General features: G+C 75.9%; 18 protein-coding genes. 12 read left to right on the top strand and 6 right to left on the bottom strand.

From position 1 onward, the window contains the following. Positions 1-61: 61 nt before the first annotated feature. Entirely contained in the window at positions 62-1,465 is a 1,404-nt protein-coding gene (locus tag ACYVO2_RS14645) for an aminotransferase class V-fold PLP-dependent enzyme (RefSeq protein WP_461008208.1), read from the top strand. A 41-nt stretch (positions 1,466-1,506) separates the two neighbouring features. Here the strand turns inward: ACYVO2_RS14645 and ACYVO2_RS14640 are convergent, their stop codons facing one another. Beyond that, complete coding sequence (locus tag ACYVO2_RS14640) at positions 1,507-2,484, bottom strand: carbohydrate kinase family protein (protein ID WP_461008207.1); 978 nt, start codon at positions 2,482-2,484, stop codon at positions 1,507-1,509. Between the two features lie 235 nt (positions 2,485-2,719). Between ACYVO2_RS14640 and ACYVO2_RS14635 the strand changes: the two genes are divergently transcribed. After that, positions 2,720-2,938, top strand: a complete 219-nt coding sequence (locus ACYVO2_RS14635; RefSeq protein WP_461008206.1) for a hypothetical protein — start codon at positions 2,720-2,722, stop codon at positions 2,936-2,938. 114 nt (positions 2,939-3,052) lie between these two features. Beyond that, complete coding sequence (locus tag ACYVO2_RS14630; RefSeq protein WP_461008205.1) at positions 3,053-4,879, top strand: hypothetical protein; 1,827 nt, start codon at positions 3,053-3,055, stop codon at positions 4,877-4,879. 83 nt (positions 4,880-4,962) lie between these two features. Here the strand turns inward: ACYVO2_RS14630 and ACYVO2_RS14625 are convergent, their stop codons facing one another. Then, the gene (locus ACYVO2_RS14625; protein ID WP_461008204.1) at positions 4,963-5,316 is read right to left on the bottom strand and encodes a HesB/IscA family protein; all 354 of its coding nucleotides are present in this window, start codon (positions 5,314-5,316) and stop codon (positions 4,963-4,965) included. Between the two features lie 411 nt (positions 5,317-5,727). On the opposite strand from ACYVO2_RS14625, the gene nadA reads away from it, so the two are divergent. Both nadA and ACYVO2_RS14615 read left to right on the top strand, forming a co-directional pair. Further along, a complete protein-coding gene (gene nadA / locus ACYVO2_RS14620) occupies positions 5,728-6,924 on the top strand; it encodes a quinolinate synthase NadA (RefSeq protein WP_461008203.1) in 1,197 nt (398 codons plus the stop codon). A 137-nt stretch (positions 6,925-7,061) separates the two neighbouring features. Then, entirely contained in the window at positions 7,062-7,925 is an 864-nt protein-coding gene (locus tag ACYVO2_RS14615) for a GNAT family N-acetyltransferase (RefSeq protein ID WP_461008202.1), read from the top strand. Positions 7,926-8,013: 88 nt separating this feature from the next. Here the strand turns inward: ACYVO2_RS14615 and pspAA are convergent, their stop codons facing one another. Beyond that, positions 8,014-8,292 (bottom strand): PspA-associated protein PspAA, encoded by a 279-nt coding sequence (gene pspAA / locus ACYVO2_RS14610; protein WP_461008201.1) that lies wholly within the window; start codon positions 8,290-8,292, stop codon positions 8,014-8,016. Positions 8,293-8,341: 49 nt separating this feature from the next. After that, positions 8,342-9,115 carry a PspA/IM30 family protein gene (locus ACYVO2_RS14605; RefSeq protein WP_461008200.1) on the bottom strand — a complete coding sequence of 258 codons (774 nt, stop codon included), beginning with the start codon at positions 9,113-9,115 and terminating at the stop codon, positions 8,342-8,344. A 245-nt stretch (positions 9,116-9,360) separates the two neighbouring features. On the opposite strand from ACYVO2_RS14605, the gene ACYVO2_RS14600 reads away from it, so the two are divergent. The 3 genes from ACYVO2_RS14600 (at position 9,361) to ACYVO2_RS14590 (ending at position 11,910) form a co-directional block, all read left to right on the top strand. After that, complete coding sequence (locus tag ACYVO2_RS14600; RefSeq protein ID WP_461008199.1) at positions 9,361-9,954, top strand: DUF3043 domain-containing protein; 594 nt, start codon at positions 9,361-9,363, stop codon at positions 9,952-9,954. Positions 9,955-10,052: 98 nt separating this feature from the next. After that, the gene (locus ACYVO2_RS14595) at positions 10,053-10,787 is read left to right on the top strand and encodes a class I SAM-dependent methyltransferase (protein WP_461008278.1); all 735 of its coding nucleotides are present in this window, start codon (positions 10,053-10,055) and stop codon (positions 10,785-10,787) included. A 124-nt stretch (positions 10,788-10,911) separates the two neighbouring features. Beyond that, positions 10,912-11,910: an aldo/keto reductase family protein gene (locus ACYVO2_RS14590; RefSeq protein ID WP_461008198.1), complete on the top strand. Its 999-nt coding sequence runs from the start codon at positions 10,912-10,914 to the stop codon at positions 11,908-11,910. A gap of 51 nt (positions 11,911-11,961) precedes the next feature. On the opposite strand, the gene ACYVO2_RS14585 is transcribed toward ACYVO2_RS14590, so the two are convergent. Continuing rightward, positions 11,962-12,165: a hypothetical protein gene (locus ACYVO2_RS14585; RefSeq protein ID WP_461008197.1), complete on the bottom strand. Its 204-nt coding sequence runs from the start codon at positions 12,163-12,165 to the stop codon at positions 11,962-11,964. Positions 12,166-12,448: 283 nt separating this feature from the next. Between ACYVO2_RS14585 and ACYVO2_RS14580 the strand changes: the two genes are divergently transcribed. From ACYVO2_RS14580 to ACYVO2_RS14565, 4 genes are all read left to right on the top strand, one after another. Beyond that, the gene (locus tag ACYVO2_RS14580) at positions 12,449-13,645 is read left to right on the top strand and encodes a bifunctional adenosylcobinamide kinase/adenosylcobinamide-phosphate guanylyltransferase (RefSeq protein ID WP_461008196.1); all 1,197 of its coding nucleotides are present in this window, start codon (positions 12,449-12,451) and stop codon (positions 13,643-13,645) included. Positions 13,646-13,664: 19 nt separating this feature from the next. Next, positions 13,665-14,858 (top strand): nicotinate-nucleotide--dimethylbenzimidazole phosphoribosyltransferase, encoded by a 1,194-nt coding sequence (gene cobT, locus ACYVO2_RS14575; protein ID WP_461008195.1) that lies wholly within the window; start codon positions 13,665-13,667, stop codon positions 14,856-14,858. Beyond that, entirely contained in the window at positions 14,855-15,643 is a 789-nt protein-coding gene (locus ACYVO2_RS14570; RefSeq protein ID WP_461008194.1) for an adenosylcobinamide-GDP ribazoletransferase, read from the top strand. The genes cobT and ACYVO2_RS14570 overlap by 4 nt, the downstream gene beginning before the upstream one ends. 105 nt (positions 15,644-15,748) lie before the next feature. Beyond that, positions 15,749-17,302: a leucyl aminopeptidase gene (locus ACYVO2_RS14565; protein ID WP_461008193.1), complete on the top strand. Its 1,554-nt coding sequence runs from the start codon at positions 15,749-15,751 to the stop codon at positions 17,300-17,302. Positions 17,303-17,459: 157 nt separating this feature from the next. On the opposite strand, the gene ACYVO2_RS14560 is transcribed toward ACYVO2_RS14565, so the two are convergent. Next, positions 17,460-17,804, bottom strand: a complete 345-nt coding sequence (locus ACYVO2_RS14560) for a hypothetical protein (RefSeq protein ID WP_461008192.1) — start codon at positions 17,802-17,804, stop codon at positions 17,460-17,462. Positions 17,805-18,049 lie beyond the last annotated feature (245 nt).

Raw genomic sequence — 18,049 nt, 5'->3', positions numbered from 1 at the left:
ACCCCTCCCCCGCCCCGGCGCCGCGCCGCCCGCCCGGCGTTGCGGGAGTTACCGTTCCAGCGTGCCCTACTTCGACGCCGCCTCCTCCGCCCCCCTCCACCCCGTGGCGCGGCAGGCGCTGCTCGCCGCGCTGGACGAGGGCTGGGCCGACCCGGCCCGCCTGTACCGGGAGGGGCGGCGCGCGCGGATGCTGCTGGACGCCGCTCGGGAGACCGCCGCCGAGGTGGTGGGCTGCCGTCCGGACGAGCTGACGTTCACCTCCTCGGGGACCCAGGCGGCGCATCTGGGGGTGCTGGGCGCGCTGGCCGGGCGGCGCCGGGTGGGCCGCCGTCTGGTGGTGTCCGCCGTGGAGCACTCCTCGGTGCTGCACGCGGCCGAGGCGCACGAGGCCGCGGGCGGCACGGTGGAGCGGGTCGGCGTGGACCGGACCGGGCGGGTGGACCCCGCGGCGTTCGCGGCGGCGCTGACCGCGGACACGGCGCTGGCCTGCCTCCAGTCGGCCAACCACGAGGTCGGCACCGTGCAGCCGCTCGCCGAGGCGGCTCGGGCGTGCCGGGCGGCGGGGGTGCCCCTGCTGACGGACGCGGCGCAGAGCCTGGGCCGGGCGGAGGTCCCCGCGGGCTGGTCGCTGCTCGCGGCCAGCGCCCACAAGTGGGGCGGGCCGCCCGGGGTGGGGCTGCTGGCGGTGCGCAAGGGGGTGCGGTTCCGGGGGGTGCTGCCCGCGGACGAGCGGGAGCGCGGGCGGGTCCCGGGGTTCGAGAACGTGCCCGCGGTGGTGGCCGCCGCCGCGTCGCTGCGCGCGGTGCGGGCGGAGGCGGACGCGGAGGGCGCCCGCCTGTCGGCGCTGGTGGACCGGATCAGGGCGCGGGTGCCGCGGCTGGTGCCGGACGTGGAGGTGGTGGGCGACCCGGTGCGCCGCCTGCCGCACCTGGTGACGTTCTCCTGCCTGTACGTGGACGGCGAGGCGCTGCTGCACGGCCTGGACCGGGCGGGGTTCGCGGTGTCGTCCGGGTCGTCGTGCACGTCGAGCACGCTGACGCCGAGCCATGTGCTGCGCGCCATGGGTGTGCTGTCGGAGGGGAACGTCCGGGTGTCGCTGCCGCACGGCACCACCGAGGAGGACGTGGACCGCTTCCTGGACGCCCTTCCTGAGGTGGTGCGGGAGGTCAGGCGGGAGCTGGGCGCGCCCGAGGGGGAGCCGGGGCCCGGCGCGGCGGGGGACGCCCCGGCGCTGGTGGTGGACGCGCTGGGCCGCCGCTGCCCGATCCCGGTGATCGAGCTGGCCAAGCGGATCGGGCAGGCGCCGGTGGGCGGTCTCGTCGCGGTGCTGTCGGACGACGAGGCGGCCCCGCTGGACGTGCCCGCGTGGTGCGGGATGCGGGGGCAGGAGTACGCGGGCGAGCGCCCGGCGCACGAGTACGGCGCCGGGCGCGGCACGGCCTACCTGGTGCGGCGGCTGGTGTAGGGCCCGTCGTCGGCGACGGGCCCCGGCGGCCGGGCGGGCCCCTACGCCGCCAGGTGGGCGCTCACCTCGGCGGCGGCCGGCTCGCCGTACGCCTTGGTGAAGCGCTCCAGGAAGTCGTCGCGGCGCAGCTCGTACTCCTGGGTGCCGACCGTCTCGATGACCAGCGTCGCCAGCATGCAGCCGACCTGGGCGGCGCGCTCCAGGCCGAGGTCCCAGGACAGGCCGGCGAGGACCCCGGCGCGGAACGCGTCGCCGACGCCGGTCGGGTCGGCCTTGCGGGTCTCCTCCGGGCAGGTGACGGCCACCGGCTCGGCCCCGGCCCGCTCGATCCGGGCGCCGCGGGGGCCGAGGGTGGTGACGCGGGTGGCGACGCGGGCGAGGATGTCCTCGCCGGACCAGCCGGTCTTGCTCTCGATGAGGGCGCTCTCGTACTCGTTGGTGAACAGGTACCGCGCCCCGTCGACCAGCCGCCTGATGTCCTCGCCCTCCATCCGGGCGAGCTGCTGCGAGGGGTCGGCGGCGAACGGGATGCCGCGGGTGCGGCACTCGTCGGTGTGCCGCAGCATCGCCTGCGGGTCGTCGGCGCCGATGAGCACCAGGTCCAGGCCGCCCACCCGGTCGGCGACGGGCCCCAGCTCGATGGAGCGGGCCTCGCTCATCGCGCCGGCGTAGAAGGACGCGATCTGGTTCTGGTCGGTGTCGGTGGTGCACACGAACCGCGCGGTGTGGTGCGTCTCGGAGATGTGGACGGACTCGGTGTCCACGTTGTGCCGCTCCAGCCAGGACCGGTACTCGGCGAAGTCGGCGCCCGCCGCGCCGACCAGGATCGGCCGCAGCCCGAGCACGCCCATCCCGAAGCAGATGTTGGGGCCCACGCCGCCGCGGCGCACCTCCAGGTTGTCGACCAGGAAGGAGAGGGACACCGTGTGGAGCTGGCCCTCCACGAGCTGCTCGGTGAAACGGCCCGGGAAGGTCATCAGATGGTCGGTGGCGATCGAGCCGGTGACAGCGATACGCACGGCTGGCTGCTCCTTGGGGGGTGGACGGGGGATGACGCTGCGACCGGCGTCCTCGGGCCGCCCGGTCACGGTACCGGGCGGCCGGGCACGTTCGGTCCAGCCCCGGTCGACTCCCGTAAATTACCCAGAGGTATGCCTGCTGCGGGCGCCGCGCGAGGCATAGGGTCGCCGACGAGCGGCCCTTTCCGCCCGTCTCCACCCCCTCCCCCGACGGCCGCCGCACAGGAGTCCTCTCATGTCCGACCGCCCCGCCCCCCGCAGCACGGCGTCCGCCCACGCGGAGCCGGAGTCGCTGGCCGAACTGGTAGGCGACGGCGCGCGGCTCGCCCCGCGCTGGCCGGTGCCGCACCGGGACCAGGCCGCGCCCTCGGCCGCGTGGGACCGCATCCACGGCGTCCGCGTCCCGGCCGCCTCCGCCCACCTGGTGGAGGGCATGTCCGGCTACGGCGGCTGACCGCCCGCGCCGCCGCTCCCGCGCCCCGCGGAACCGGACGGCGGGCCGCTCCGTCACAGTGACGGACCCGCCCGGGTCCGTCGAAGGTAAGAGCGGAGCCGAAGGAGCGCAGCCGTGGGCAGCGACGACACCACGAAGGGCACACCGGAAGCCGAGCCCCCGGCCCCCGGCGAGCAGACCGCCGGCGAGCGGGCCGCGCCCGGCGGGGAGCCCGCGGCCGACGGGCCGGGCGGCGACGGGCCGGACGGTGGGCAGCCGGACGGTGGACAGCCCGAGGCCGAGAGGTCCGACGCCGAGCAGCCGGACGGCGCGCGGCCCGGCGGTGACGTGCGGGCCGCCGACGACGAGGACGACCGGCCCGGCGAAACCGGCCCGGCCACGGGCGAGGAGGTGCCCGGCGCCGGGGCCGAGCCCCCGGTGCGGCGGCGCAGGGTGGCGCTGGTCGCCGCGGTGGCCGCCGCCGTGCTCGTCATGGGCGCGGGCGGCACGCTGTTCGCGGTGAACGACTCGGACGGCCCGGCGTCCTCGGCCGGAAGCGGCCCCGAGCTGCTCCGGCTCGACGGATACGGCGGCACCTCTGCGGACGCCGCCGAGCGCGCCGTGGGAGCGCAGGAGCCCTGGCCCGCCACCGCGTTCCGCACCGCGAAGCCGCTGCCGAAGGGGCCGAAGTCCGCCCGGGTGCACGAGGCGTCCCGCCCGGTGACCGAGCGGGACGCGGCGGCGCTGGCGAAGGCGCTCGGCGTGCCCGGCGAGGTCCGCCTGCGCAACGGGTCGTGGACGGCGGGCGCGGCGCACGGACCGGCGCTGACGGTGGACCGCAGGGCGCCGGGCGCCTGGTCGTACGTGAGCGCGAGCCTCGACGCCCCGTGCGAGAGCGCCGCCGGGTGCGCGCGGAAGGCGCCGGGCGGCCCGGTGTCCGCCGCGGAGGCGGAGCGCACGGCGCGGCCGGTGCTCAAGGCGCTGGGCCTGGCGGACGCCGCCGTGGACGCCTCGCACACCGCGGGCGACGAGCGGATCGTGACCGCCGAGCCCCGGGTCGGCGGCCTGCCGACGTACGGCTGGTCCACCTCGCTGCACATCGACCGGGACGGGGTGGACTCGGCCAGCGGCACCCTGGTGCGGCCGGAGCCGGGCGAGGAGTACCCGGTGGTGAGCGCGGAGCGGGCGCTGAAGGAGCTGTCGGCGCCGCCGGTGGGCGTCGCGGACGTCGCCGAGCCCGCCCCGCCCGCGCCGTGCGGGCCGCCCGGCGAGTCCCGCGAGGGGGCGCCGCAGGGGAAGCGGGGCGCGGAGCAGGGCGGCCAGGTGGCGCCGATGGACGCCGAGACCATGGCGCCCGACACCGGGCCGGCCGAACCGGCGCCGCCGCGCTGCGCGCCGGTGGGGAAGCCCAAGGCCCCGCTGCTCAAGGCGAGCCCGCGGGCGCCGGAGCCGTCCCAGGTGGTGAAGGCGGAGTTCGGCCTGTCCTCGCAGAGCGTCGCGGGGCAGCCCGCGCTGGTGCCCTCGTGGCTGTTCACCGTGGAGCAGCCGGGCGCGGACCACACCTTCACCCTGGTCCAGGTGGCGGTGGACCCGGTGTACATCACCCGTGCCGTGCCCGCCCAGGACCTGCCGACCTCCGCGCCGGGCGCGCCCACGTCGGCGCCGGGCGACGGCGGCGGCGACAGCGGGTCCGAGCCGCTGAAGGCGGAGTCGTACGCGGTGGACGGCCGCACCCTGACCGTCCGGTTCTGGGGCGGGGTGTGCGAGGACTACACGGTGCGGGCGAAGGAGTCCGCGGACCGGGTCGAGGTGACGGTGACCGGCAAGGAGCGCGACCCCGGCGCGGCGTGCATGGCGATCGCGCGGCGCTTCGACGAGCCGGTGCGGCTGAAGGCGCCCCTGGGCGACCGCGCGGTCGTGGACGCCCCGACCGGTGAGCGCCTGCGGCAGCCGCGCAAGTAGCGGGCCGCGGACGGAGCGAAAAGGAGGGCGGCGGCCACCCCGGTGGGGTGGCCGCCGCCCTCACACGCGGAGCGGGATCCGGCTCAGTGGAACGAGTCGCCGCAGGCGCAGGACCCGGTGGCGTTCGGGTTGTCGATCGTGAAGCCCTGCTTCTCGATGGTGTCCACGAAGTCGATGGAGGCGCCGGTCAGGTACGGGGCGCTCATCCGGTCGGTGACCACCCGGACACCGTCGAACTCCTTGACGACGTCGCCGTCGAGTGCGCGCTCGTCGAAGAAGAGCTGGTACCGCAGGCCGGAGCAGCCGCCGGGCTGGACGGCGACCCGCAGCGCCAGGTCGTCGCGGCCCTCCTGCTCCAGCAGGCCCTTGACCTTCGCGGTGGCGGCCTCGGACAGGATGATCCCGCTGTCGGCGGTGGTCTCGTCCTGAACGGTCATCTGCATACTCCCAGGTCGTACGGACTGCTGCCGCCGGGTTCAACCGGCGAGAGCCCGGTTTCATTTCCGGGCGCGGCGGTTGGTCGGTCTTTCGGTGTCAATGCTCGCACATCGCTCCCCGCCCGGGGCACCGTGGAAAGCCGTGAATCAGGCGACATCGGCCGCCGGGACCGGCCCGCGGGGGCGGCGGGCGGCACTCGCCCGGTCCCGGGGAGCCCCGGCCGTGATGTGGTGCACATGACGGCGTCCGTCATCGTCAGAGTGACGCGAACGCGTTATCATTGGATAGCGTCAGTTAGACGAAAAGTGCGTCATCCAACTGGCCGGGTCCCGCGGCCGTACCGCCCCACAAGGCGCCGTACGGCCGCTCGTACCGCGCCGAGCCGACCGAGAAGAAAGGGTGCGTGTCCCGTGACCACCACCCAGCCTGTGGACCTCGCCCCGGGACGGGTCGAGGAGCCCCAGCCCACTCCCCTGGCCCTGCTCCTGCTTGGCCGCGCCGCAGACCCGCGGAGCGAGCGCGGCGTCGAGTGCCCCGGCGACCTGCCCGCGCCCTCCGACCCCGGCCTGGTCGAGCGCGCCCGCGCCGCCAAGGAGCGCCTGGGCGAGCGGGTGTTCGTGCTCGGACACCACTACCAGCGGGACGAGGTGATCCAGTTCGCCGACGTCACCGGGGACTCCTTCAAGCTGGCCCGCGAGGCGGCGGCCCGCCCGCACGCGGAGTACATCGTCTTCTGCGGCGTCCACTTCATGGCCGAGAGCGCGGACATCCTCACCTCGGACGCCCAGCAGGTGATCCTGCCGGACCTGGCCGCGGGCTGCTCGATGGCGGACATGGCGACCGCCGAGCAGGTCGCCGAGTGCTGGGACCAGCTCACCGAGGCCGGTGTGGCCGACGTGACCGTGCCGGTGTCGTACATGAACTCCTCCGCCGACATCAAGGCGTTCACCGGCGCCCACGGCGGCACCATCTGCACCTCCTCCAACGCCCGGCGCGCCCTGGAGTGGGCCTTCCAGCAGGGCGAGAAGGTGCTGTTCCTGCCGGACCAGCACCTCGGCCGCAACACCGCCGTCCGCGAGATGGGCTTCTCCCCGGACGACTGCGTGGTCTACAACCCGCACAAGCCCGGCGGCGGCGTCAGCCCCGAGCGACTGCGCCAGGCCCGGATGATCCTGTGGCGCGGGCACTGCTCGGTGCACGGCCGGTTCAGCCTGGACTCGGTGGAGGAGGTGCGCGCGCGCATACCCGGGGTGAACGTCCTGGTGCACCCGGAGTGCCGCCACGAGGTGGTGTCGGCCGCCGACCACGTCGGGTCCACCGAGTACATCATCAAGACGCTGGACGCCGCCCCCGCCGGGTCGGCGTGGGCGGTCGGCACCGAGCTGAACCTGGTGCGGCGGCTGGCCAAGGCCCACCCGGACAAGACGATCGTCTTCCTGGACCGCACGGTGTGCTTCTGCTCCACCATGAACCGCATCGACCTGCCGCACCTGGTGTGGGCCCTGGAGTCCCTCGCCGACGGCAAGGTCGTCAACCGGATCCAGGTCGACAAGGAGACGGAACACAACGCCAAACTCGCCCTGGAACGCATGCTGGCCCTCCCGTAGGGGGTGCCGGCGGCGGGGGTGCTTCACGGGGGCGGCCGCCCCCGTGAAGCAAGAGCCCTCTCCCCGGCCGCCCGGCCGCCCGGCGTGGCCCGTCGGGGGGTTGCGGGGGTACCGGGGGCCGGGGTCAGGATTGCGGGATGCTGCTGCGTCACGTCCACGACACCGAAGACGACGCCGAGGCGGTCAGGGCGGTCACCGCGGCCGCGTTCGGGGATCCCGTCGGCGGCTGGCCGTGGGAACGGGTCGTCCGGCACAACAGCAGGGTCCGCCACCTGGCCCGCACCGACCCGGGCGGCTGCTGGCTCGCCCTGGACGAGGCGGGCGGGAACGCGCTGGGCGCCGCCCTGTCGCTGCGCCGCGAGGGCGTCTGGGGGCTCTCGCTGTTCGCGGTCGTCCCCGAGGCCCAGGGCAAGGGCATCGGCAAGGCCCTGCTGGACCGGGCGGCGGCCCACGGGCGGGGCTGCCTGCGCGGCATGATCTGCGCCTCCAGCGACCCGAGGGCGGCCAGGCGCTACCGCAAGGCGGGCTTCACCCTGCACCCCGCGATGCGGCTGAGCGGCATCGTGGAGGACCGCTCGGAGCTGCCCGACGCGGACGGGGTCCCGGTGCACCCGGGCTCCGCGCACCACCTGCACCTGCTGGACTCGGTGGACCGCAGGCTGCGGGGCGGCGCGCACGGCCCGGACCACGAGGAGCTGCTGCGCCACCACGGGCTGCTGGTGGTGGACACGCTGGTGGGCAGCGGCTACTGCTATCTGCTGGAGGGGCGGGTCGAGCTGCTGGCCGCCACCTCGCGGCGGGTCGCGACGGCCCTGCTGACCCAGGCGCTGCTGGCGATGCCGCGGGGCACACAGGTGCAGGTCAGCGATCTGACCGCGGAGCAGGACTGGGCGATCGACGTCGGCATGGCCGCGGGGCTCACCCTGTCGAACGCGGGCTACCTGTGCCTGCGCGGGATGCGCCCACCGATGCCGTACATCCCGTCGGACGCGTACCTGTAGCGCGCGGGCCCGCGGCACGGGGCGGGGCGGAGCGCCGCCGCACGGTCCAGGCGGTGATGACCGCGCGGCGGCAAGGAGGGCGCGCCCGTCAGCCGGGCAGCAGCCCATCGTCGCTGAGCATGGCCCTGACCTCCTTCAGCGAGGAGTCCCGGGCCGGCAGGATCAGCTCCGACGGCTCCAGGGCGTCGTCCGGAAGTCGCTCCCCGAGCTGGTGCACCGCGTCGAGCAGCGCGCCCAGCGTGAGCCGGAACGCGGGCTCGTCGCCCTTGTCCACCGCGGTGAGCAGCGCCTCGTCGAACTCGTTCAGCCTCGCGAGGTGGGCGTCGGACAGCTTCAACTGGCCCTCCCCCATGATCCGCACGATCATGCGGGCCTCCTCACATCGGGTCGGCGCCGCGCGGCGCCTGGCCCTTCGCCTAGCTCTTGTCGAACTTCGGCCGGTCCTGGGCGGGGGACTGGCCGCTCTCGATGGCCTGCTGCGGCGACCCGCCGGACAGCTCGGCCTTCATCCGCTGGAGTTCCAGCTCCACGTCGGACCCGGACGACAGCCGGTCGAGCTCGGCGGTGATGTCGTCCTTGGCCAGGCCGCTGTGGTCGTCCAGCGCGCCGGAGGCGAGCAGCTCGTCGATGGCCCCGGCCCGGGCCTGGAGCTGCGCCGTCTTGTCCTCGGCCCGCTGGATCGCCAGCCCGACGTCGCCCATCTCCTCGGAGATGCCGGAGAACGCCTCGCCGATCCGGGTCTGCGCCTGGGCCGCGGTGTAGGTGGCCTTGATGGTCTCCTTCCTGGTTCGGAAGGCGTCCACCTTGGCCTGGAGCCGCTGCGCCGCCAGCGTCAGCTTCTCCTCCTCGCCCTGGAGGGTCTGGTGCTGCACCTGGAGGTCCTGCACCTGCTGCTGGAGCGAGGACCTGCGGGTGAGCGCCTCGCGGGCCAGGTCCTCCCGGCCGAGGGCCAGCGCCTTGCGCCCCTGGTCCTCCAGCTTCGCGGACTGCTGCTGGAGCTGGTTCAACTGGAGCTCGAGACGCTTGCGCGACGTGGCCACGTCGGCGACCCCGCGGCGTACCTTCTGGAGCAGCTCCAACTGCTTCTGGTACGAGTAGTCGAGTGTCTCCCGCGGGTCCTCGGCCCTCTCCAGGGCCTTGTGGGCCTTCGCGCGGAAGATCATTCCCATCCGCTTCATGACACCGCTCATGGGCCTCGCGCGCCCCCTTCTGCGACTGCACCGCCTATACAGACCCCACAGTACGGGCCGTGGTTCCATTACCGCACTGTTCGGCGCCGGATGCGCTCCTCCTCCAGAACGATCGGGGCGCGCCCGGGTCCGGCGCAGGGAGTAGGTGACCGCTTCGGGCCCGGCCGCCCGACACCGGCCGCCTGATACCGGATCGTTCCCCCACCGGCTGGGGTCCAACCCCGGCCAGCACGTACTCTTCCCTTGTGTTCCGACGTCGTTCCAAGGATGAGCAGGCCGCGACCGCCACGGTCGAGCCGCCGGTGACCGGCCCCCGCGACCCGCAGGCCCCCAAGGGTCGCCCGACGCCCAAGCGCAGCGAGGCCCAGAGCGGGCGGCGCACGCGGGTGACCGGGCCGACGAACCGCAAGGAGGCCGCGCGGCGCGCCCGCGAGCAGCGCCGCGCCGATCTGGCCAAGCAGCGCGAGGCGCTGGCCTCGGGTGACGAGCGCTATCTGCCGCCGCGCGACAAGGGCCCGGTGCGCAAGTTCGCCCGCGACTACGTGGACGCGCGCCTGAGCGTCGCCGAGTTCTTCCTGCCGATGGCCGTGCTGATCCTGGTGATGAGCATGCTGCCCAACGCGGAGCTGCGGCAGGTGTCGCTGCTGGGCTGGCTGGTCGTGATCGCGATGATCGTCGTGGACTCGTTCCGCACCGGCTTCGGCGTCAAGCGCCAGGTCGCCAAGCGCTTCCCGGACGAGAACCGCAAGGGCATCGTGGCCTACGCGCTGATGCGCACCCTCCAGATGCGGCGGCTGCGGCTGCCCAAGCCGCAGGTCAAGCGCGGAGCGAAGGTCTGAGCGGCGCGTTTCCTCCCGTCTGGGCCGAGGCTGTGGGCCCCGGCCCCTCCCTCGGCCCGTCCCGCTTCTCGGCGGGCGCGGCGACCTGGCTGCACCGCCTGGGCGCGCTGCGGGACACCGTCCGGCAGGAGCTGGTCGCCCGCCAGCTCGCCGCCCACCTGCCGCGGGACACGTCCCTCGACGTGCTGGACGCCGGGTGCGGCCAGGGCACGCAGGCGCTGCGGCTGGCCCGCGCCGGGCACCGGGTCACGGGCATGGACCCCGACCCGGGCATGCTCCAGGCCGCCTCGGCCACGCTGGGCGCCGAGGCCCCCGAGGTGCGGGCGCGGGTCCGGCTGATCCGGGGCGACGGCCGCGAGGTGGGCCGCCACTTCGGTCCCGGCAGCTTCGACGTGGTGCTGTGCCACGGCGTGCTGATGTACCTGGAGGAGCCCGACCCGATGCTGGCGGCGCTGGCCCGGGTGCTGCGTCCCGGCGGGCTGCTGTCGCTGCTGGTGCGCAACGGGGACGCCCTCGCCATGCGGCCGGGGCTCGCCGGGGACTGGGCGGGGGCGCTGGCCGCGTTCGGCACCGACCTGTACACCAACCGGCTGGGGCTCACCGCCCGGGCGGACCGCCGCGAGACCCTGACGCGGACGCTGCGCGAGATAGGGGTGCCGCTGCGCGAGTGGTACGGGGTGCGGGTGTTCACCGACAACGCGCCCGACGGCGCCCCGCTGCCGGAGACCCCCGCCGAGCTGGCGGCGCTGCTGGCCGCGGAGGACGAGGCGGGCCGCCGCGACCCGTACCGCGCGGTGGCGGCGCTGCTGCACCTGTGCGGGGTGCGGGGCTGACACCCCGCGCGGGCTCCGGGACGCCGCGGCCGCGGCTCCGTCGGACGGCGGCTCCTTCGGACGGCGGCGGCGCCGGACGGGGCCTGCCGTCCGGGCCCGTGGCCAGCGGGTTAGGGTCGCGTTCATGGAATTCCGGCACCTCGGGCGCAGCGGCCTGATCATCAGCGAGATCTCCTACGGAAACTGGCTCACCCACGGCTCCCAGGTCGAGGAGGACGCCGCGACCGCGTGTGTGCGCGCCGCCCTCGACGAGGGGATCACCACGTTCGACACCGCCGACGTCTACGCGGCCACCCGCGCCGAGACCGTCCTCGGCAACGCGCTGAAGGGCGAGCGGCGCGAAGGGCTGGAGATCTTCACCAAGGTCTACTGGCCGACCGGTGAGGGCAGGAACGACCGCGGCCTGTCCCGCAAGCACATCATGGAGTCGATCAACGGCTCGCTGCGGCGGCTGCGCACCGACTACGTCGACCTGTACCAGGCGCACCGGTACGACTACGCCACGCCGCTCGAGGAGACGATGGAGGCGTTCGCCGACGTCGTCCACTCCGGCAAGGCCCACTACATCGGCGTCTCCGAGTGGCGCGCGGAGGAGATCCGCGCCGCGTACCCGCTCGCCCGCGAGCTGCGGATCCCGCTGGTGTCCAGCCAGCCGCAGTACTCGATGCTGTGGCGGGTGATCGAGGCCGAGGTCGTGCCGGTCTGCGAGGAGCTGGGCCTGGGGCAGATCGTGTGGTCGCCGATCGCGCAGGGCGTGCTCACCGGCAAGTACCTGCCGGGGCGGACACCGCCGGAGGGCAGCCGCGCCACGGACGCCAAGGGCGGCGCCGACATGATCAGCCGGTGGCTGCGCGACGACGTGCTCGAGCGCGTGCAGCGACTGCGCCCGCTCGCCGAGGAGGCGGGGCTGACCATGTCGCAGCTCGCGGTGGCGTGGGTGCTCCAGAACCCCAACGTCTCCTCCGCGATCATCGGGGCCTCCCGGCCCGAGCAGGTCAAGGAGAACGTGCGGGCGGCCGGGGTGAAGCTGGAGGCGGAGCTGCTCGCGAGGATCGACGAGGTGCTCGACCCGGTGGTGGAGCGGGACCCGGCGCTGACGGTGAGCCCGGCGCAGCGGCCCTGAGACGGCACCGGGGGCGGGCGCCGCGTCCGCGCGGGCCCGCCCCCGGCCCGCTCACACCTCGTGCAGGCTCATCGGACCGTAGATCTTCGCGCCGTCTTCGAAGAGCACGACCTGGTCCACACCGCCCTCGCGCAGTTCCTTCCAGTGCTCGCCGAGCCAGCTCTCGGCGTCGCTCTGGGTGCTGAACTCCTCCGGCTCCACCGCCGGAGGGACCTCGGTGCCGTCGGACCTCTCGAACCGCCACGTCCACGCCATTGATTCGTCTCCTCGAACGATGCGTCCGGTGGTGCCGTGCCCCCGCAGCGTATCCGGGGATGATCGCCGGGGCGACGACACCGCAGGGGGCCTCGGGCCCGGGCGGGGGCGGGTGGGCGGCCTCCGGGAGTCGCCGGGGCGCCCGGGGACGCGATGCCGGCGGGGCGTACGGGGACAGGGCGGTCGCCGAGGGCCGCGGCCGGGCCCCGTGCGGGGGCGGAGGGCGGGGTGGTCTGGTCGGATGGCTGGTGGGGGACCGTGGGAAGAGGCCAGGGGACGTGACATGGAAGTGACACTGCTCGGCACCGGAGCGCCGCCGGGGCTGCCCCGGCCCGACTGCCCCTGCGCCGTGTGCGCCACCGCCACCGGGGCGGAGGCGCGGGGGGCGACCTCGCTGCTGGTCGGGGACGCCCTGCTGCTCGACCTGACCGCGGGCCTGCCCGTGGCCGCGGCGCGGGCGGGGCGGGCGCTCGGGCGGGTGGAGCACGTCCTGCTGTCCCACCCCCACCAGGGCCCGCCCCTGCCGGTGCCGGACGGGCTGCCCCCGCCGGGCCGGGCCCCGGAGGGGCAGGAGAGGCTGCTCGGCGCGTACCGGGTGCGCGCGGTCGCGGTGGACGCGCCGGGCACCGGCTACGAGGTCGCGGACGGCGAGGGCGCCCGGCTGCTGTACCTGCCCCCGGGCGCGGGCCCCGCCGGCACCGCCGCGCCCCAGTTGCCCCTGGACGCCGTGCTGCTCGACGTCCTCGGCCGCCCGGACGCGCTGGCCAGGCTGCGGGAGACCGGCGCGGTGAACGGGGCCACGGACGTGATCGCGGTGCACCTGGACCACACCGTCCCGCCGGGTCCCGAGCTGCGCCGCAGGGCCGGGGCGCTGGGCGCCCGGGTGCTCGCCGACGGCGCGTCCCTGCGGGTGGGGGCGGGCGCGGCGGCGCCGCCCGGGCCGCCGCGCCGCACCCTGGTCCTGGGCGGGGCGCGGTCCGGGAAGTCCCTGGAGGCCGAGCGGCGGCTGGCCGCCTTCCCCGGCGTGGTGTACGTGGCCACGGGCGGCACCCGGCACGGGGACGACGAGTGGGCGCGGCGGGTGGCGGCCCACCGGGAGCGCCGGCCCGCCTCGTGGCGCACGGTGGAGACCTGCGACCTGGAGCCGCTGCTGGCCGAGGAGGGCCCGCCGCTGCTGGTGGACTGCCTGTCGCTGTGGCTGACGGCGGTGATGGACGAGTGCGGCGCCTGGGACGACGCGGCGTGGGCCGCCGGCGGCGAGCGGCGGCTGCGCGGGCGGGTGGACGCCCTGGCGCGGGCCTGGCGGGCCACGTCCCGCACGGTGGTGGCGGTCAGCAACGAGGTCGGCAGCGGGGTGGTGCCGGCCACCGCGTCGGGGCGGCGCTTCCGCGACGAGCTGGGCCGGCTCAACGGCGCGGTGGCGGCGGAGTCCGAGGTGGTGCTGCTCGCGGTGGCGGGCCAGGTCCTGCGGGTGAGGTGACGCCGTTAAGCTCCGGGGTGTGAGCCTGAATCTCGATGACTTCGCCGACCTCGTCGAGCGCCCCGACCCCGCGTTCCCCCGCGCCGCCGAGGAGCTGCGGCAGCGGCTCGTCCCGCGGCCCGGCTCCCTCGGCCGACTGGAGGAGTTGGGCGACTGGCTCGCCGGGGTGCAGGGGCGCTGCCCCACCCGGCCGCTGGAGCGCGTGAGGGTGGTGCTGTTCGCCGGCGACCACGGCGTCGCCGGGTACGGCGTGTCCGCGCGGCGCCCCGGGGACACCGTCCGCCTGGTGCGGGACGTGCTCGACGGCGAGGCGCCCGTCAGCGTGCTGGCCCGGCAGACCGGGGCGCAGGTGCGCGTGGTGGACATGTCCGTGGACTGCGACCCCGCCGAGTTCCCCGCGGACGTCACCCGCTACCGGGTGCGCCGCGGCTCGGGCCGGGTGGACGTGGAGGACGCGCTGACCGCCGAGGAGGCCGAGCGGGCGTTCCGCGCCGGGATGGCCGTCGCCGACGAGGAGGCCGACTCCGGCACCGATCTGGTGGTGCTGGGCGACCTGAGCGTGGGCGGCACCACCGTCGCGGGCCTGCTGGTGGCCGCGCTGTCCGGCACGGACGCCTCCGCGGTCACCGGGCGGGGCTCCGGCGTCGACGACTTCACGTGGATGCGCAAGTGCGCCGCGATCCGGGACGGGCTGCGCCGGGCCAGGCCGGTGCTGGGCGACCACATGGCGCTGCTCGCGGCGTGCGGCGGCGCCGACGTGGCCGCGATGACCGGGTTCCTCACCCAGTGCGCGGTGCGCCGCACCCCGGTGCTGCTGGACGGCGTGGTGTCGGCGGCGTGCGCGCTGCTGACCCAGCGGATCGCCTTCCGCGCCCCCGACTGGTGGCAGGCCGGGCACTCCTCGGGCGAGCCGGCGCAGGCCAAGGCGCTGGACCGGCTGACCCTGGAGCCGCTGGTGGACCACAAGGTGGCGTACGGGGAGGGCGTGGGCGCGCTGCTCGCCCTGCCGCTGGTGAAGGCCGCCGCCGGGCTGCTCGCCGAGCTGCCGGAGCGGGCCGCGGAGACGGAGGGGGCCGCGGAGGCAGAGGAGGCCGCGCCGGAGGGAGCCGCGCCGGAGCAGGCCGGGTCGGAGGAGGCCGCGGATGGCGTGGACGCCGAGAAGGCCGTGACGGACGCGGCGGGGCCGGCGGAGCCGGAGCGGGCCGACGGGTGAGCCCGCCCCTGCCGCCGGGCGACGGACTGCGGTTCGCGTTCGGGACGCTGACCGTGCTCCGGGTGCGCGTCACCCGCTGGGACCGCCCCGCCGCGCGCGCCGGGATGCTGTGGGCGCCCGCGGTGGGCCTGGTGGTCGGCGGGGCCGCGGCGGCGCTCGGCGCCGCGGTGCTGGAGCTGGACGGCGGGCCGCTGCTCGCCGCCGCCGCCGCGGTCGCGGTGCCCGCCGTCCTCACCCGCGGCCTGCACCTGGACGGGCTCGCCGACACCGCCGACGGCCTGGGCAGCAACCGGCCCGCCCCGCAGGCGCTGCGCGTGATGAAGGCGTCCGACATCGGCCCGTTCGGGGTGCTGGCGCTGCTGTTCGCGGTGCTCGCCCAAGTCGCCGCCACCGCGCGGCTGTACGAGAGCGGCTGGGCGGCGGGCTCCGCCGGGGTGGTGCTGGCCGCCATCACCGCGCGGCTCGCGCTGACCGCGGCGTGCCGCACGGGCGTTCCCGCGGCCCGCCCCGACGGCCTGGGCGCGGCCGTGTGCGCCAACGTGCCGGTGCCCGCCGTCGCCGCGCTGACCGCGGGAGTGCTCGCGGCGGGCGCCGCGGGCGGGGCGGTGCTGGCGGGCCCGGGCTGGGCGGGCCGCGCGGTGCTCGCCGTGCTCGCCGGCCTGGCCGCGGCGGAGCTGCTGCTGCGCCGCTGCCGCCGCCGTTTCGGCGGTGTCACCGGTGACGTGCTCGGCGCGCTGGCCGAGACCGCGGCGACCGCCGCCGTCGTCGCGGTGGTCCTGTCCTGACCCTCCGGCACCGGGTGAGCGTAGGCTCGGTGCCGGCACCCGTCCTCCATGCCCGACAGGGGCTGACCGCGGACGCGATTCGACACGACTCGGAACAGGAAGACCGTGACTGCACTCAATTTCAGTAGCTCATCCGCGGCCTCGCTGCGCGCGGACGCCGTCGTCGTCGGCGTGGCAAAGGGCCCGAACGGCCCGGTGCTCGCCCCTGGTGCCGAAGAGATGGACAAGGCGTTCGACGGCAGGCTCGCCCAGACCCTGGAGACGCTGGGCGCCTCGGGGGCCGAGGGCGAGGTGACGAAGCTGCCCGCGCCGCAGGGCGTGAAGTCCCCCGTGGTGCTGGCCGTCGGGCTCGGCGAGGCCCCGCGCGACGGCGCCGGCTACCAGCGGGAGGCGCTGCGCCGCGCGGCGGGCGCCGCCGCCCGCACCCTGGCCGGCTCCAGGAAGGGCGCGTTCGCGCTGCCCGTCGCGGAGGCCGCCGACGCCGAGGCGGTGGCCCAGGGCGCGCTGCTCGGCGCCTACGCGTTCACCGCCTACCGCACCGGCGGCGCCAAGGGCGCGGCCAAGCGCGGCGCCAAGGCCGACGGCGCGGCCGACGGCGTCAAGCAGCCCCTCGCCGAGGTGACCGTGCTCGGCGTCAAGCCGCGCGACAAGGCGTACAAGGCGGCGGCCGAGCGCGCCACCGCCGTCGCCGACGCCGTCAACCGGGCCCGCAGCCTGGTCAACACCCCCTCCAACGACCTCACGCCGCAGGACTTCGCCGCCCTTGCGCTCTCCGAGGGCAAGGAACTCGGCCTGAAGGTGGAGGTGCTGGACGAGAAGGCCCTCGCGAAGGGCGGCTACGGCGGCATCCTCGGCGTCGGCCAGGGCTCGGCCAACCCGCCCCGGCTGGTGCGGCTCGCCTACACCCACCCGAAGGCGAAGACCTCGCTGGCGTACGTCGGCAAGGGCATCACCTACGACTCCGGCGGCATCTCCCTGAAGCCGGCCGGCCACAACGAGACGATGAAGTGCGACATGGCCGGCGCCGCCGCCGTGCTCGGCGCGGTGTTCGCCGTGGCGCGCCTGGGCCTGCCGGTCAACGTCACCGGCTGGCTGGCGCTGGCCGAGAACATGCCGTCGGGCACCGCCACCCGCCCCGGCGACGTGCTGCGCATGTACGCGGGCAAGACGGTGGAGGTGCTCAACACCGACGCCGAGGGCCGCCTGGTGCTCGCCGACGCGCTCGCCCGCGCCTGCGAGGAGAAGCCGGACCGGGTGGTGGACGTGGCCACGCTCACCGGCGCGATGGTGCTGGCGCTGGGCACCCGCACGTTCGGCGTGATGTCCAACGACGAGGCGTTCCGGGAGAAGGTGCACCTGGCCGCGGGCCGCGCCGGCGAGCAGTCGTGGCAGATGCCGCTGCCGCCGGAGCTGCGCAAGGGCATGGACTCGCCGGTGGCGGACATCGCGAACATGGGCGAGCGGATGGGCGGCGCGCTGGTGGCCGGCCTGTTCCTGAAGGAGTTCGTCGCCGACGGCACGGTGTGGGCCCACCTGGACATCGCGGGCCCGGCGTTCAACGAGTCCGTCCCGTTCGGCTACACCCCCAAGGGCGGCACCGGCACGGCGGTGCGCACCCTGGTCCGGCTCGCGGAGGACGCCGCGGAGGGCGCCCTGTAGGAGCCTCGGCGGGGGCCAGGGTTCACTCCTTGGCCCCCTGGGCCCACCCGTCCCCCGGGGCCCGGGGCGCAGGCCCGGTGGGAGCCCGCGGGGCGCAGCCCTCGGCGGGGGGCCGGGCGGAGCCCCCGGCGTCCGGGGAAGGACCCCCGAACCCCCGCTACTCCAGCAGCCTCTTGCGCTCCTCCGCCTGCCGGCGGTTCCAGTCCCGCATCCGCTGCGGGTAGCCGACGACCTGCGCCTCGTACAGGGGTATGCGCAGCTTCTCGGCGAGGGCCTGCGCGGCGCGGCGGTCGCCGACCCGGCGGCGGGTCCACTCCCCGTCCGCCGCGATCAGGACGACGGTGGTCGCGGTGACCGCGGTGGCGGGTTCGACATAGGCCTCGACGCCGCGCCTGCTGGCCGCGAACTCGGCGAGGTGCCGCTCGCCCTCGGAGAGCTCCTGTCGTCCGGTGCGGGAGGGCTCGGCCCCGCGCCGCCGCCCGCCTCGCCGGAAAAGCCCCATCTCGCCCCTCCATTGCCGCCCCACCCTTGTTGACCGGCCACTCTACGGGAGCACGAGGGACGCGGCCCAGGCCGCGAAGACGATGGGCCGGCCGGGCGAACGGCCCGGTCGCGGGGCCCGCGGAGGGCGGCCCCGCATCCCCGGCCCCGGACGAGGAGTGCGAAGATGGTCTACCGGCACGACAGGCCGGATCCGGGCCGACCACGGGGTCGGCCCGTCACCCGGTCCACCCGACCGGTCATGGC

It is taken from the genome of Streptomyces capparidis (genome assembly GCF_054782095.1).
This window is presented reverse-complemented; position numbering and strand designations above follow the sequence as displayed.